At 70.6% G+C, this 14,049-nt stretch carries 15 protein-coding genes; 6 read left to right on the top strand and 9 right to left on the bottom strand.

The annotated features are described in order from the left end of the window. Positions 1–19 precede the first annotated feature (19 nt). Complete coding sequence (locus ACQVBX_RS11230) at positions 20–751, bottom strand: response regulator transcription factor (protein WP_431634161.1); 732 nt, start codon at positions 749–751, stop codon at positions 20–22. Between the two features lie 118 nt (positions 752–869). After that, positions 870–1,496 (bottom strand): arylesterase, encoded by a 627-nt coding sequence (locus ACQVBX_RS11235; protein ID WP_431634162.1) that lies wholly within the window; start codon positions 1,494–1,496, stop codon positions 870–872. On the opposite strand from ACQVBX_RS11235, the gene ACQVBX_RS11240 reads away from it, so the two are divergent. From ACQVBX_RS11240 to ACQVBX_RS11255, 4 genes are read left to right on the top strand one after another with little or no spacing between them, the layout of a single operon-like run. Further along, the gene (locus tag ACQVBX_RS11240; protein ID WP_431634164.1) at positions 1,495–2,196 is read left to right on the top strand and encodes an ABC transporter ATP-binding protein; all 702 of its coding nucleotides are present in this window, start codon (positions 1,495–1,497) and stop codon (positions 2,194–2,196) included. The genes ACQVBX_RS11235 and ACQVBX_RS11240 overlap by 2 nt on opposite strands. Further along, positions 2,193–4,676: an ABC transporter permease gene (locus ACQVBX_RS11245; protein WP_431634166.1), complete on the top strand. Its 2,484-nt coding sequence runs from the start codon at positions 2,193–2,195 to the stop codon at positions 4,674–4,676. The genes ACQVBX_RS11240 and ACQVBX_RS11245 overlap by 4 nt, the downstream gene beginning before the upstream one ends. A 43-nt stretch (positions 4,677–4,719) precedes the next feature. Further along, positions 4,720–5,349, top strand: a complete 630-nt coding sequence (locus tag ACQVBX_RS11250; RefSeq protein WP_431634168.1) for a glutathione S-transferase family protein — start codon at positions 4,720–4,722, stop codon at positions 5,347–5,349. Then, on the top strand, positions 5,346–6,482 hold the full coding sequence (locus ACQVBX_RS11255) for an SLC13 family permease (protein ID WP_431634170.1): 1,137 nt from the start codon (positions 5,346–5,348) through the stop codon (positions 6,480–6,482). Before ACQVBX_RS11250 ends, ACQVBX_RS11255 begins: the two co-directional genes overlap by 4 nt. A gap of 4 nt (positions 6,483–6,486) precedes the next feature. Here ACQVBX_RS11255 and ACQVBX_RS11260 read toward each other — a convergent pair whose 3' ends face one another. From ACQVBX_RS11260 to ACQVBX_RS11290, 7 genes are all read right to left on the bottom strand, one after another. Continuing rightward, complete coding sequence (locus ACQVBX_RS11260) at positions 6,487–7,269, bottom strand: GIN domain-containing protein (RefSeq protein ID WP_431634171.1); 783 nt, start codon at positions 7,267–7,269, stop codon at positions 6,487–6,489. A gap of 226 nt (positions 7,270–7,495) precedes the next feature. Further along, on the bottom strand, positions 7,496–8,305 hold the full coding sequence (gene mazG, locus ACQVBX_RS11265; protein ID WP_431634172.1) for a nucleoside triphosphate pyrophosphohydrolase: 810 nt from the start codon (positions 8,303–8,305) through the stop codon (positions 7,496–7,498). A gap of 34 nt (positions 8,306–8,339) precedes the next feature. Further along, a complete protein-coding gene (locus ACQVBX_RS11270) occupies positions 8,340–8,693 on the bottom strand; it encodes a hypothetical protein (RefSeq protein ID WP_431634173.1) in 354 nt (117 codons plus the stop codon). Positions 8,694–8,821: 128 nt separating this feature from the next. Beyond that, the gene (cysQ, locus tag ACQVBX_RS11275; protein ID WP_431634174.1) at positions 8,822–9,643 is read right to left on the bottom strand and encodes a 3'(2'),5'-bisphosphate nucleotidase CysQ; all 822 of its coding nucleotides are present in this window, start codon (positions 9,641–9,643) and stop codon (positions 8,822–8,824) included. Next, positions 9,640–10,197: an ADP compounds hydrolase NudE gene (gene nudE / locus ACQVBX_RS11280; protein ID WP_431638168.1), complete on the bottom strand. Its 558-nt coding sequence runs from the start codon at positions 10,195–10,197 to the stop codon at positions 9,640–9,642. Before nudE ends, cysQ begins: the two co-directional genes overlap by 4 nt. A 51-nt stretch (positions 10,198–10,248) precedes the next feature. Next, positions 10,249–11,025 carry an inositol monophosphatase family protein gene (locus tag ACQVBX_RS11285; RefSeq protein WP_431634175.1) on the bottom strand — a complete coding sequence of 259 codons (777 nt, stop codon included), beginning with the start codon at positions 11,023–11,025 and terminating at the stop codon, positions 10,249–10,251. Then, the gene (locus ACQVBX_RS11290) at positions 11,022–11,801 is read right to left on the bottom strand and encodes a type II secretion system protein N (RefSeq protein ID WP_431634176.1); all 780 of its coding nucleotides are present in this window, start codon (positions 11,799–11,801) and stop codon (positions 11,022–11,024) included. Before ACQVBX_RS11290 ends, ACQVBX_RS11285 begins: the two co-directional genes overlap by 4 nt. 68 nt (positions 11,802–11,869) lie before the next feature. On the opposite strand from ACQVBX_RS11290, the gene ACQVBX_RS11295 reads away from it, so the two are divergent. Both ACQVBX_RS11295 and ACQVBX_RS11300 read left to right on the top strand, forming a co-directional pair. Beyond that, complete coding sequence (locus ACQVBX_RS11295) at positions 11,870–13,234, top strand: adenosylmethionine--8-amino-7-oxononanoate transaminase (protein WP_431634177.1); 1,365 nt, start codon at positions 11,870–11,872, stop codon at positions 13,232–13,234. A 65-nt stretch (positions 13,235–13,299) separates the two neighbouring features. Next, positions 13,300–14,034, top strand: coding sequence for a 16S rRNA (uracil(1498)-N(3))-methyltransferase (locus ACQVBX_RS11300; RefSeq protein ID WP_431634178.1), 735 nt, complete (start codon positions 13,300–13,302; stop codon positions 14,032–14,034). The last annotated feature ends 15 nt before the right edge of the window (positions 14,035–14,049 follow it).

Consider the following 14,049-nt stretch of genomic DNA (forward strand, 5'->3'; position numbering starts at 1 on the left):
TGAGACAACCGGGCATCTTTCAGGCCGGCTGCGTCGCGGTGGCCACCTCCGCTTCGAGGTCGGCGAGGCGATAGCCCGCCGAATGGATGGTATGCAGCAACGGCTTGTCGAACGGCTTGTCGATCACGCGGCGCAGGTTGTACAGGTGCGAACGCAGCGTGTCTGAATCGGGCAGCGTGTCACCCCAGATCTCGCGCTCGATGTCACGGCGGCTGACCACCCGGGGCGATTCGCGCATCAGGATCGCCAGCAGCTTGAGGCCTATCGGCGACACGGTGAGCTCCTGCCCGCCGCGGGTGAGCCGCAGCGTGGCGGTGTCCAGCGTCATGTCGCCCACGGTCAGCACCTCGGTAGACACCTGACGGCGATCGCGACGGATCAGCGCACGCAGGCGGGCTTCCAGTTCGCGCACCTCGAACGGCTTGACCAGATAATCGTCGGCGCCGGCTTCCAGGCCCACCAGCTTGTCTTCCAGCGTGTCGCGGGCGGTGAGCATCAGAACCGGGGTAGACTTCTTGGCGTCCTTGCGCAGCTTGCGGCAGACGTCCAGGCCGTCCATGCCGGGCAGCATGAGGTCGAGCACCACCACGTCGTAGCTGTTAGAAACGGCCAGATGCAGACCGCTGACGCCATCGGCGGCGTAGTCCACCGAATAGCCGCGGCGCTCCAGGAATTCACCCACCATTTCGGCGATCTGGCGGTTGTCCTCCACCAGAAGCACCAGACCCGATTGCTCGTCACGTACGCTCATAGGTTCGTCCTGCGGTTTCCCGATTTCACGTTTGTGAAAGGCTACCGAGCCGCGCAGTGACCACGATGTGAAGGCCGTCGGACGCGTTCACTTGGCGGTCAAGAAACCTCGGGCGGCGCTAGTGCCGGGCAGCCTTCAACAGCGGCGCCAGGCCTTGCCAGACGTTGTCCAGCACGCGCGGCTCGCCGGCGGCCAGCGGGTGCAGACCGTCGTCCTGCATGAGCGTGGGATCGAGCGCGACGCCTTCGAGCAGGAACGGCACCAGGCCGGTGCGCTTGCTGCGCGCGAGGTCGGCATAGATCGCGCGCAGGCCGTCGCGGTACTGCGGGCCGTAGTTCACCGGCAGCTCGATGCCCAGCAGCAGTACGCGGGCGCCGCGCTTCTGGGCCAGCTCGATCATGGCGGCCAGGTTGTCGCGCAGCGCGTCCAGCGGCAGGCCGCGCAGGCCGTCGTTGGCGCCCAACTCGATCACCACCACGGCCGGGCGCTCCTTCGCCAGCAGCGCCGGCAGGTGGTTGCGGCCGCTGAGCGACGTTTCACCGCTGATGCTGGCATTGACCACGCGCCACGGCGGCTCCATCTTGCCCAGACGCTCGCCCAGCAGGTGCACCCAGCCCGATTCCACCGGGATGTTGTGGGCGGCCGACAGCGAGTCGCCCAGCACCAGTACGCTCCGGGTCGGCGCCGCCTGCGCGACGGCCACTCCCCACAGCAGCAATCCCAGTGTGCAAAGGAAACGACGCATGAGCGATTCATCCCGTCCGGTGCTTGAAGCGATCGATGTTAGCAAGTCGGTCGTCGGGCCCGAGGGCACGCTGGCGATCCTGCGCGGGGTGAGCCTGGCCGTGCGCGAGGGCGAAAGCTTCGCCATCGTCGGCGCCTCCGGCTCGGGCAAGACCACCCTGCTCGGTCTGCTGGCCGGCCTGGACCTGCCCAGCAGCGGCAGCATCCGCGTCGACGGCCAGACGCTGGAAACCATGGACGAAGAGGCCCGCGCCGACCTGCGCCGCCGGCTGGTCGGCTTCGTGTTTCAGTCGTTCCACCTGCTGCCGGCGCTCACCGCCGAGGAAAACGTGATGCTGCCGCTGGAACTGGAGGGCGCGCGCGACGCCCGCACCCGCGCCCGCGAGGCGCTCGATGCGGTGGGCCTGGGCGGGCGGCGCCGGCACTACCCGGCGCAGCTCTCCGGCGGCGAGCAGCAGCGGGTGGCGATCGCACGCGCGTTCGTGCACGGCCCGCGACTGCTGTTCGCCGACGAACCCACCGGCAACCTCGACCAGCGTACCGGCCACCACATCACCGACCTGCTCTTTGCGCTCAATCGCGATCGCCAGACCACGCTGGTACTGGTCACCCACGACGCCGCCCTGGCGGCGCGCTGTCAACGCGGGATCGAGCTTGAGGAAGGCCGGGTGGTCGGCCGCAGCGAAGGCGCCGCCGCATGAACATGCTCCCGCTTGCGCTGCGCAGCCTGCGCCGTGAATGGCACCTGCCGGAACTGCGCACGCTGGCCGCCTCGCTGGTGCTGGCGGTGGTGGCACTGGGCGTGGTGGCCACGCTGGCCACGCGCATCGAGCGCGGCATGCTGGCCAGCGCCGCCGAGCTGATCGGCGGCGACATCGGCATCAGCGCACCGCAGTCGCTGCCCGCCGCATTCGCTGACGAGGCCACGCGCGATGGCCTGCGCCAGAACCGGGTAGCCAGCTTCCCCAGCGTGGCCTTTGCCAATGGCCGCAGTCAGTTGCTGGACGTGCAGGCCACCGACGATGGCTATCCGCTGCGCGGCACGCTGGAGCTGCGCGATGGCGGCGGCCGCACCCTCGCCGGTCACGCGCCCGCGAGCGGAGACGTGTACCTGGACCACCGCGCACTGATTGCGCTGGGCCGCCACGTCGGCGACACCGTGCAGGTGGGCGGACGCGACCTGCGCATCGCCGCCGAACTGGTGCGCCAGCCCGATGGCGGCGAGCTGTTCGCGCTAGCGCCGAGGGCGATCATGAGCCTGGAGGATGCCCGCGCGGTCGGCCTGCTCGGCGTGGGCAGCCGCGCCCGCCATCGCCTGCTGCTGGCCGGCGAGCCGGACGCGGTGCAGCGCTGGCGCCGCTGGGCCGAGGCGCAGACGTTGCCACAAGGCGCGCAACTGATCACCCCGGAGCAGACCCAGGAGCGCATGCGTACGGCGTTCGACCGCGCCAGCGCGTTCCTGCGCCTCACTGCGTTGCTCTCGGCGCTACTGGCCGGCGTGGCGATCGCCCTGGCGGCGCAGCGCTATGCGCGACGCAAGACCCAGGAAGTCGCGCTGCTGCGCGCGCTGGGCACCTCGCGCCGGCGTGTGATGGCGCTGTTGCTGGGCACGCTCGGCGCGCTCGCGGTGCCGGCGGTGGCGATAGGGATCGCGCTCACACTCGCCCTGGCGCAAGGCGCGTGGCTGGTGGCCAGCTCGCTGTTCGGCAACGTGCCGACCCAGCTGCCGCTGATGCCGGCTTTCGCTGCTGCCGCGGTGGGCATCGCGGTGCTCGCCGGCTTCGCACTGCCGCCGCTGGCGCGGCTGGCCGAGGTGCCACCGGTGGCGGTGTTCCGCGCCAGCGTGGCGCGCCGCGTGCGCCGCTTCGACGCGCTGTACGTCATTCCCGCGCTGGTGGCGCTGGCGCTGATCTGGGGCCAGAGCGACTCGGCCAAGATGGCCGGCATCCTTGCCGCCAGCCTGCTCGGCGTGGCGGCGATCGCCGCCGGGCTGGCCGCGCTGCTGCTGTGGCTGGCGCGGCGGATCGCGCCGGGCGCGCATCCGGCGCTGCGGCTGGGGTTGGCGGCGCTGGCGCGGCGGCGGGGCCTGAGCCTGATCCAGGCCACCGCGCTCAGCCTGGGGCTGGTCGCCCTGCTGCTGCTCGCCGTGGTGGCGCCTTCGCTGCTGGAAGGCTGGCGCCGCGAGCTGCCCACCGACACGCCGAACTGGTTCGTGCTCAACCTGCAGGACGAGCAGCGCGCCGGCTTCGCGCAGTCGCTGGACCGGATCGGCGCGCAGCAGCTCAACGTGTTGCCGCTGGCGGTGGGCAAGCTGATCGCGATCAACGGCACGCCGGTGGACCAGCTGTCGCTCACCGACCCGCGCGCCAAGGACTGGACCGACCGCCAGCTGCGCCTGTCATGGACCGACGCCCTGCCGCCGGCCAACCGGCTCACGGCCGGCGCTTGGTTCGCGCCGCACCCGGCGCAGGCGCAGGTGTCGGTGGACGCGATGTGGCGCGACATGTTCCACCTCAAGCTTGGCGACACCATGCGCTTCAGCATCGGCGAGAGCAGCATCGATGCCACGGTGAGCAGCGTGCGCGAGGTGGACTGGAGCTCATTCCGGGTCAACTTCTTCCTGCTGCTGGACGCCGACCACGCCAGCGCGCTGCCGCACAGCTACCTGGGCAGTTTCTACCTGCCGCGCGGACGCGCCGATGCGCTGGCGAAGCTCTCGCGCGATTACGCCAATCTCAGCCTGATCGACGTCGACGCCCTGCTCGACCGCGTGCGCGAGATCGTCGACCGGATCAGCAACGCGGTGCGCTGGATCCTCGGTTTCAGCCTGCTCGCCGGTGCACTGGTGCTGGCCGCGGCGCTGGCCGCCAGCGCGGCCGAGCGACGACACGAGGCGGCGTTGCTGCGCACGCTGGGCGCGCGTCGCGGCCAGCTGCGCGTGGCGGCGGCCTGCGAGTTCGCCCTGCTCGGCGCGGTGGCCGGGCTCACCGCGGCGATCGGCGCGGCGGGCACGGGCTGGTGGCTGGGGCGAGCGGTGTTCCATATCGAGGGTTTCATGCCGCCGCTGCTGCCGCTGGCGCTCTACGCCGCGCTTGCCGCCGTAGTGGTGATGCTGCTTGGCCTGGCTGGCACCCGCACGGTGACCCGCACCTCGCCGATGCGGCTCTTGCGCGAGGCCTGAGCTGCCCGCCACCATCGCGCGATTCCCCACCCCGGAGACGCCCTTGTACACGCTCTACTACTCCCCCGGCACGGCCAGCATGGTGGTGCATATGGCGCTCATCGAAGCGGGCGCGCCGCACGAGTTGAAACTGGTGGACATCGAGCAGGGGGCGCAGCGCGATCCGGCCTACCTCGCGCTCAATCCGCGCGGCGTGGTGCCCACGCTGGTGATCGACGGGCGCGCGCGTCACGAGTCGGCCGCGCTGCTGATGATGCTGGCCGACCGTCACCCCGACGCCGGGCTCGCGCCCGCGCCGGACACGCCCGCACGCGAGGCGTTCCAGCAGTGGCTGGTGTACCTGAGCAACACCCTGCTGTCGACGTACCGCTTCTGGTTCTATCCGCCGGAGCTGGGAGCCAGCGAGCATCCGCCACAGGTGCGCGCGGCGCTGGCGGCGAAGATCGAAGGCGTGTGGGATTACCTGGATGCCGAGCTGGCCGCGCGCGGCCCTTACCTGCTGGGCGCGGAGTTTTCCGCCGCCGACCTGCTGCTCGCCATGCTGATGCGCTGGTCGCGCAACATGCCCCGCCCGGCCAGCCAGTGGCCCGCACTGGCGCGCTTGGCGGACCTCATCCGTCGCCGCGAGAGCTGGCAGCGCGTGTACGCCATCGAGGGGCTGAGCGGGTGGTGACATCCGCCGAACCTGCGCTGCGCGCGCGGCTGGCGCACTGGCTCAAGGCGGAATGGCTGCTGGTGTTGTTCGGCACGTTGGCGCTGCTGCTGGCACTGGCCGACCCGCAGCCGGCAGCGCATTACGCGCACTGGCTGCAGTTGCCCACGCTGGCCGGTTTGATGGGCCTGATGATCGCCATCCAGGGCATCCGCGACAGCGGCCTGGTGCAACGCGCGGCCGGCGCGCTGGTGACGCGTGCGCATTCGCTGCGCGCCCTGGGCCTGCTGCTGGTGGCGAGCACGGCGGTGCTGTCGATGGTGCTCACCAACGACGTGAGCCTGTTCCTGCTGGTGCCGCTGACGGTGGCGATCGGCGGCATGTCGAACCTGCCCGTGCTGCCGATGGTGGTGCTCGAAGCGCTGGCGGTGAACGCCGGCTCCACCCTGAGCCCGATCGGCAACCCGCAGAACCTGTTGCTGTGGCAGAGCGCACATCTGCCGTTCTTCGCCTTCGTGCGCGGCATGCTGCCGGCCTCGGCGGTGATGTTCGCGCTGGTGGCGGCGCTTACCGTGACGTGGCTGCCGAAGGGCCGCGTCACGCTCGACGCCGAAGCGCTGGATCACCATCGCGTCGCCAAACCACTGGCGGCGGTCTCGCTGATCGCGCTGGCCTCGATGGTGGTGCTGATGGAACACGGCCTGGCGCTGGAAGGGGCGCTGGGACTGCTGGTGCCCTTTGCGCTGATCGCCCGCGACAGCCTGCGTCGGGTCGACTGGGCGCTGCTGGTGACGTTCGCGGCAATCTTCCTGGGGCTGGGCCACTTCGCCCAACTGGGCGTGGTGGGAGGCCTGCTCGACCGCTTCGACTTCCAGCAGCCGCTGACCGTGTTCCTGGGCGGCGCGCTGGTCTCGCAGGTGATCAGCAACGTGCCAGCCACCGTGCTGCTGCTCGATCGCGCCAGCGATCCGATTGCGCTCGCCGTGGCCGCCAACGTGGGCGGCTTCGGGCTGGTGATCGGCTCACTGGCCAATCTGATCGCGCTGCGCCTGGCGAAACAGCCGCATGGGCTGCGGCTGTTCCACGGGGTGTCGATCCCGTTCCTGCTGGTGTGCGCGCCGCTGGTGTACGCGGCGTGGCGATGGTTCGGCTAAGCGATCAGTCGTCGTCGCGCGGCACGCTGACCTTGCCCTTCACGCCGCTGTAGTCCACGTCGCCGCTGCCCTTGGCGCCCAGCGAAAGATCACCGCCCACGTCGTGCACTTCCAGGTCGCCCGAGCCGATCGTGTCGACGTGCACGCTGCCGCCCACCTGCTTGAGCGTAACGTCGCCGGAGCCGATGCTGCCGACCTTCGCGTCGCCGCGCACGCCCGTGACGCGAGCGTCGCCCGAACCCACCGAGCCCAGCGCCAGGCTGCCCACGTCGCGGGCATCGATGTCGCCCGAGCCCACGCTGGCAGCCAAGCGGCCGGCGATCTGCTTGGCGTTGAGGTCGCCCGAACCGACCTGCGCATCGAGCTGCTGCAGACCGCTGACGTCGGCATCGCCGGAACCCACTGCGAGCGAGACCGGCATGCTTGCCGGCAGGTCCACGTTGAGTTCGAGCGAGCTGTAGGAGCTGCCGAACAGGTTGATGTGCATGCCGCGGTGGCGCGCCACCTCGATGATCAGCTGGTCACCCTCGCGCCGCTGCTCCACCTGCAGGTCGTCCAGCATCGCCTGCGCAGAGGCGCAGGCGCGCCCCTTCAGCGTGAGGGTCTGGCCAGCCGACGTGTTGCCGGTGAGGTGCAGGTCTTCGGCATGCAGCGAGATCTGCACGCCGCGCAAGCCGGCCAGGTCGGCGGTGAGGTTGCGCGGGGCTTCGTACTTGCATTCGTTGGCCGCCAGCGCGGGCAGCGGGGCGACCGCCAGCAGGGCGGCAAGCATCAGGGATGGGCGCATGTGAGGACTCCGAGCAAAGAAAGGATCGGAGCATGGATGCGCGCGGTCGGCAAAAGGTTGCAGCGCGGGCTGGCGCGCGTCCGGGATGTGCCGAAAGCTGGGCGCCGTGCAAAGCGAGTCTCGCAGCCGAACTGCGCCGGCTCCGGAGGGAAGCGCGCTGGCCTGCGGAGACTCGGCGATCCCACCCAACGGCAAGCGGACGCGTTATGCCGCTGTCCGCGCCCCGTTACGGCTGACTGCGGCGCTCCTCGCGCTTCACCTCGTTCCACAGCGCCTCTTGCGCCTCGAGGTCGCGCGCCGTGAGTGGCTGCCCGGAGGCTTCCGCGAGCGCCTCCATGCGGCGGAAACGCCGCTCGAACTTGGCGTTGGCATGGCGCAGCGCCTGCGAGAAATCCACCCCCGCGTGGCGGGCCAGGTTCACCAGCACAAAGGCGACGTCGCCAATCTCGTCCTGCAGTCGCGCCTTGTCGGCACCGGCGGCGAACTCTACGCGCACCTCCTCGATCTCCTCGGCCAGCTTGTCCAGCACCGGGTTCGGGTCGGGCCAGTCGAAGCCGGTGCGGGCGGCCTTTTCCTGCAGCTTCTGCGCACGCTTCCACTCGGGCAGGCCGCGCGAGACGCCGGCCAGCGCGCTGTCGTCAACGGCTTCGCCCTTGGCCACGCGCTCCTCGGCCTTGATCGCATCCCACGCCGCCTTCTGCGCGTCGAGGTCGTCGTAGCTCACGTCGCCGAACACGTGCGGATGGCGGCGGATCATCTTCTCGCTGATGGAGTGCGCCACGTCGGCGAAATCGAACAGCCCGCGCTCGCTGGCCATCTGCGCGTGGAACACCACCTGCAGCAGCAGGTCGCCCAGTTCATCGCGCAAGTCAGGCCAGTCCTGGCGGTCGATCGCGTCGGCCACCTCGTACGCTTCCTCGATGGTGTACGGCGCGATGCTGGCGAAATCCTGCTGCACGTCCCACGGGCAGCCGCGGTCCGGATCGCGCAGGCGAGCCATGATGGCGAGGAGGTCGTCGAGGCGGTGGCGCGTCATGGGGTGAGGTTCCAAAAGATAAAAGCGGAGCCGGCTAACGTGGTTCGGCGTGCGTCGATCGTGGGCGACCGGAAGCGTCCCGGCGCAGGTGCCACGGCACGCCGACCACGGCATTGAAGGCCACTGCAGCCAGGACGGCGCAGGCGAGCCCGACCAGGTCACCGAATGCACTCAAGGGCGAACCGGCGAGCGCGAGGATCGTCAGCGCGAGCGCCGCGATCCCCAGCGCGACCAGGCATACGCGCGCGCCGCTGAGCCGGCGGCGTACGCGCAGCCAAACCAGGATGGGCAGGCCCGCCAGCATCGACACGAGGCCTACCGCCAGCGTCAGCACGAACGTGCCCAACAATGCCGGCCAGCCGTGTAGCCCGATGAAGTCGCCGCGCACGAGAGCATCCGCGGCCGATGCCGCTGCCAGGCCCACCGCAGGCACACACGGTGCCACCAGCGCCCCCAGCCAGAGCGGACGACGCGTGGCGCCGGGCAAGGCCGCGGCAGCCGGCGCGGGAGCGCCGGTCATCCGGCGAATGATGCGGCCAGCCGCGCCGTCCAGTCGATGTCGATGTCGCCCACGGCGATGAACTCGGGATTGAGCAACGACTCGCCGCGGTTGTAGCGCAGCGGCGCGCCTTCCAGGTCGAGCACGGCGCCGCCGGCCTCTTCCAGCACGCACTGCGCGGCGGCCGTGTCCCACTCGCTGGTGGGGCCACGGCGCAGGTAGACGTCCGCGTCGGCGCGGGCAATCAGGCAGAACTTCAGCGAGGAGCCCATCGGCAGCGCGGTGTAGGTGCCGCCGAGCAGCTGTTCGAGCAATGCCTCGCCGGTGCCGCCATGCGAGCGGCTGCCGGCCACCACGGGCGGACTGGCCAGGGTGCGGCTTCGGATCGGCTGCCACTCGACGGCAGCACCGGTACGCATCCACGCTCCCTGCCCCCGCTCGGCCACGTAGCTCTCGCCGGTGACCGGCGCGAGCACCACGCCGAGTACCGGCCGGTGATAGTCGATCAACGCAATGTTCACCGTGAACTCGCCGTTGCGCTTGACGAACTCGCGGGTGCCATCGAGCGGGTCGACCAGCCAGTAGCGCTGCCAGTGGCGGCGCACGTCCCAGTCGCAGGCGACCGCCTCCTCGGAGATCACCGGCAGCACCTCGGGCAGCGCGGCGAGACCCGCCGCGATCACCGTCTGCGCAGCGAGATCGGCGGCGGTGAGCGGCGAGCGGTCGTCCTTGTGCTCGACGGCGAAATCGCTGGCATAGATCTCCATGATCGCCTGCCCGGCCGCCTCGGCCATGGCAGCAACCTGGCTCAGCAGGGGGGAAAGCGGCGCGCCGCTCATGCGCGCTGGAACCGGCCGGCGAGGTACTCGCGGGCCATGAACAACGCCGCGATGGAACGCCCTTCGGTGACGTCGTCGCGTGCGATCAGCGTGTGCAGATCGGCCAGCTTCCACGGCACCACCTCGAGCTCCTCGGGCTCGTCGCCCTGCAGGCGCTCCGGGTAGAGATCCTGCGCCAGCACCACGTGCGCCATGTGCGTCATGTACGCGGGCGCCAGCGAGAGGTGATGCAGGATCGTGAGCTTGCCCGCGCCGTAGCCCACTTCTTCCTTGAGCTCGCGATCGGCGCCCTGCTCCACCGTCTCGTCCTGATCGAGCCGGCCTTTCGGCAACCCCAGTTCGTAGCGGCCCAGGCCGGCGGCGTACTCGTTCACCAGCAGCACGGTGTCGTCGTCGAGCATCGGCACGATGATCACGGCGCCCAGGCCGTGCGACTGCAGGCGCTCATAGGTGCGCCGCTCGCCGTTGGAAAACTCCAGATCCAGCTGCTCGGCGCGCAGGAACGGACTCTGGGCGACATCACGCCGCGCGTGGATGATCGGTAGCTTGGCCATCCGCGGATTGTAGCCCGGGCCGGCCCCGGACATGCCGCGGCATCTTGCGGCTCAGCGGCGCAGGCGCTCGCATGCCTCGGCATGCAGGGCCGGCGTCCCAGCCAATACGCTACGCGTGTCCAGCGTGAGCGCCGCGCCGTCGAGGTCGGTGAACACGCCGCCGGCCTCGCGCACGATCACCGCCAGCGCCGCCACGTCGAGGATGTTCACGTCCGACTCGATCACCAGGTCGAGACTGCCGCGCGCCAGCAGGTGGTAATGGCAGAAATCGCCGTAGCCACGGATGCGGTTGGAGTCGCGGATCATCTGCCCCAGCGCGGCCCAGCGGGCATCGGCGGTGAGCGTCTTGACGTTGCCGGTGGAGATCGACGCCTGCGCCATCGATGCGGTCGGCGCCACGCGCACGCGCTCGCCGTCGAGCCAGGCACCGCCGCCGGCGTGCGCCCACATCGTCTCGCCGTACACCGGTGCGCTGGACACGCCCAGCACCAGCTCGCCGGCGTGCATCAGCGCGATCTGGGTGGAGAAGAACGGCGTGCGCCGCACGAAGCTCTTGGTGCCGTCCAGCGGATCGACCAGCCACAGCAGGCCGTCGCGACTGCCCTCCAGGCCGAACTCCTCGCCGTAGATCGCCGCCTCCGGCAGCGCGGCGGTGAGGATGCGACGGATCGCCAACTCGGCCTCACGATCGGCGACGGTGACCGGCGTGTCGTCGGACTTCAGCTCCACGTCCACGCCCTTGCGCCAGTAGTGCAGGATCACCTCGGCGGCGGCGGCGGCGGCCTCACGGGCGGCGGCCAGGGCGGGGGTGAGGTCGACAGGCATCATCGGGTAGCTCCGGAAGACAGGGCGCCCACGCCGGCGCCACGTTGAAGATGGGTGACACCCTGCGCGTCGGGCGGGCCCAGGCGGGCCAACCAGCGTTGCAGTGCGGGGTCGTGGTCGCGCGCGGACAGGCGCGCGTCGAGACGCCAGCCGATCGGGCTCAGTTGGAGCACGCCAGCCAGCGCCAGCGGACCGTTGCCGCCGTCGCGCAGATCGGCGCGAATCACGCCGTGGCTGCCGCTGAGCTCCGCCAGCAGGTCGCCCAGGGTGACGCTGGCCTGCGGTGTCTGCATGGTTGCCCGCGTCCAGCGCACGCGGCCAGACACGCTGTCGGGCCAGCCCTTGAGCACCTGCATCTGCGCCAGATCCAGAACAAGTTCGCCGCGCGGTACGCCCCATGGCGTCGTCGGCGGATGCGGCAGCGCGTCCAGCGTCACCTGCAATTGCACGCCGCGCCAGGGGGCAATTTCGCCGTCACGCGCGAAGTCACCGTGACCGCGCATCGCCGGTCCGTCGATCGCCGCGTGCAGGCGTACCTGGCCGAACAGGGCGCGGCGCGACAGGTGCCAGTCCAGCCGGCCCAGCACCGTGCCGTCGGCGAGTACCGCCTCGCCCACACGGCCGTCCCACACGCTGCCCGACACCTCGCGCAGCTGCACGCCGCGCAGCCGCGTCTCGACCATCGGCGCAACCCAGCGCGCCGGCGCAAACCACGCCAGCAACGCCAGTGCGACGAGCAGCGCAGCAAGGCCCAGCAGCAGTTTCTTCCACCACGTCAACGCACGGACTCCGGCCTGGATCGGGCGCGCGGCTTGAGTGCCCGGCGCGAGCCCACGATCATAGCCGGATGACCACGCACGACCGCAGCAACCGCGCACTCGCCCAGCGCGATCTCCGCCACCTGTGGCACCCCTGCACCCAGATGCACGACCACGAACGCATTCCGATGGTGCCGATCGTGCGCGGCGAGGGCGCCTGGCTGATCGACGCCGACGGCCGCCGCTACCTCGACGGCATCAGTTCCTGGTGGACCAACCTGTTTGGCCACGCCAACCCGCGCATCGCCGCGGCGCTGGCCGACCAGGCGCAGCAGCTGGAGCACGTGATCTTCGCCGGCTTCACCCATGAGCCGGCCATTCAACTGGCCGAGGAACTAGTGCGCATCACGCCATCGGGGCTGGAGCGGGTGTTCCTTGCCGACAACGGTTCGGCGGCGATCGAAGTGGCGCTGAAGATGAGCTTCCACTACTGGCTCAACCAGGGCCACGGCGAGAAGACCCGCTTCATCGCGCTCACCGGCAGCTACCACGGCGAAACGCTGGGTGCGCTCTCGGTGAGCGACGTGGCGCTGTACCGCAAGACCTACGCGCCGCTGCTGCTGACGCCGATCCTGGCGCCCTCGCCGGACACCTACGAAGGCGAGCCGGGCGAGACGCCGGCACAGGTCGCCGCGCGCCGGCTGGGCGAACTGCGCGCACTGCTGGAGCGCCACGCCCACGAGACCTGCGCCGTGATCGTCGAGCCGCTGGTGCAGTGCGCCGGCGGCATGCGCATGTATCACCCGGACTACCTCGCCGGCCTGCGCGCGCTGTGCGACGAGTTCGACGTGCACTTCATCGCCGACGAGATCGCCGTCGGCTTCGGTCGCACCGGCACCTTGTTCGCCTGCGAACAGGCCAACGTGTCGCCCGACTTCATGTGCCTGTCCAAGGGGCTCACCGCCGGCTTCATGGCGCTGTCGGCGGTGCTCACCACCGAGCGGGTGTACGAGGCGTTCTACGCCGAATACAACGCCGGCAAGGCTTTCCTGCACTCGCATAGCTACACCGGCAATCCACTGGCCTGCCGCGTGGCGCTGGAGACGCTGGCGATCTTCCGCGAGGAGCCGGTGCTGGAACGCAACCGTGCGCTGGCCGCCCATCTGGCCGCACGCCTCGCGCCACTGCGCGACCACCCGCACGTGGCCGACGTGCGCCAGACCGGGCTGATCGCCGCGGTCGAACTGGTCGCCGACAAGGCGATGCGCCGGCCCTTCCCGGCCGGCGAGCGGCGCGGGCTGGAGGTCTATCTGCACGGACTGAAACACGGCGCGCTGCTGCGTCCGCTGGGCAATATCGTCTACTTCATGCCGCCGTACGTGACCACGACGGACGAACTGGACCACCTCGTGGACACCGCCGTGGCCGGTATCGAACGCGCGCTGCGACAGTAAGCGCGCGGGGCGTCGCGCAGGCGCGCTCGGCTATCCTTGGCGTTTCGCAACCCAGCGTGCCCGCCATGCGCACCATCCGCATCCACGTCGACCACCCGCCGCTGACCGTCGGCAGCTCGCTCGCCCTGCCCGCGCAGGCCGCCGAGCACGTGGCGCGCGTGCTGCGGCTGGGCGCGGGCGATCCGCTGGTGCTGTTCAACGGCGACGGCCACGACTACGCCGCCACCATCACGGAAGCGGGCAAGCGCCAGGTCAGCGTGGCGATCGGCGAGCGCACCGCAGTGAACAGCGAGTCGCCCCTGCGGCTGGTGCTGGCCCAGGCGGTGGCGCGCGGCGAGAAGATGGACCTGATCGTGCAGAAGGCCACCGAGCTGGGCGTGAGCGCCATCGTGCCGCTGCTGACCGAGCGTTCGGAGGTGAAGCTGGACGCCGATCGCGCCGCCAAGCGACTGGCGCACTGGCAGGCGGTGATCGCCAGCGCCTGCGAGCAGAGCGGCCGGGCTGTGCTGCCCTCGATCGTCGCGCCGCAGCCGCTGGCGGCCTGGCTGGATCGGCTCGATGGCGGCGCGCTGCGCCTGGCCCTGCTGCCCGACGGCAGCCGTCGCCCGCGCGAGCTGGCTCCGACGCCGGACGGAGCGCTGCTCGTGGTGGGGCCGGAAGGCGGCCTGGGCGAACGTGACGTGGCCGCGCTGCTCGCGCATGGTTTCCAAGGGCTGCAACTGGGGCCGCGCATCCTGCGCACCGAAACGGCGGGGCTGGCGGCACTGGCCGCGCTGCAGGCGCTGCACGGCGACCTGTAAACCCTGCAAACGCGA

Origin of the sequence: Dyella thailandensis (assembly GCF_050749815.1) — a bacterium.
Lineage (GTDB): Bacteria > Pseudomonadota > Gammaproteobacteria > Xanthomonadales > Rhodanobacteraceae > Dyella_A.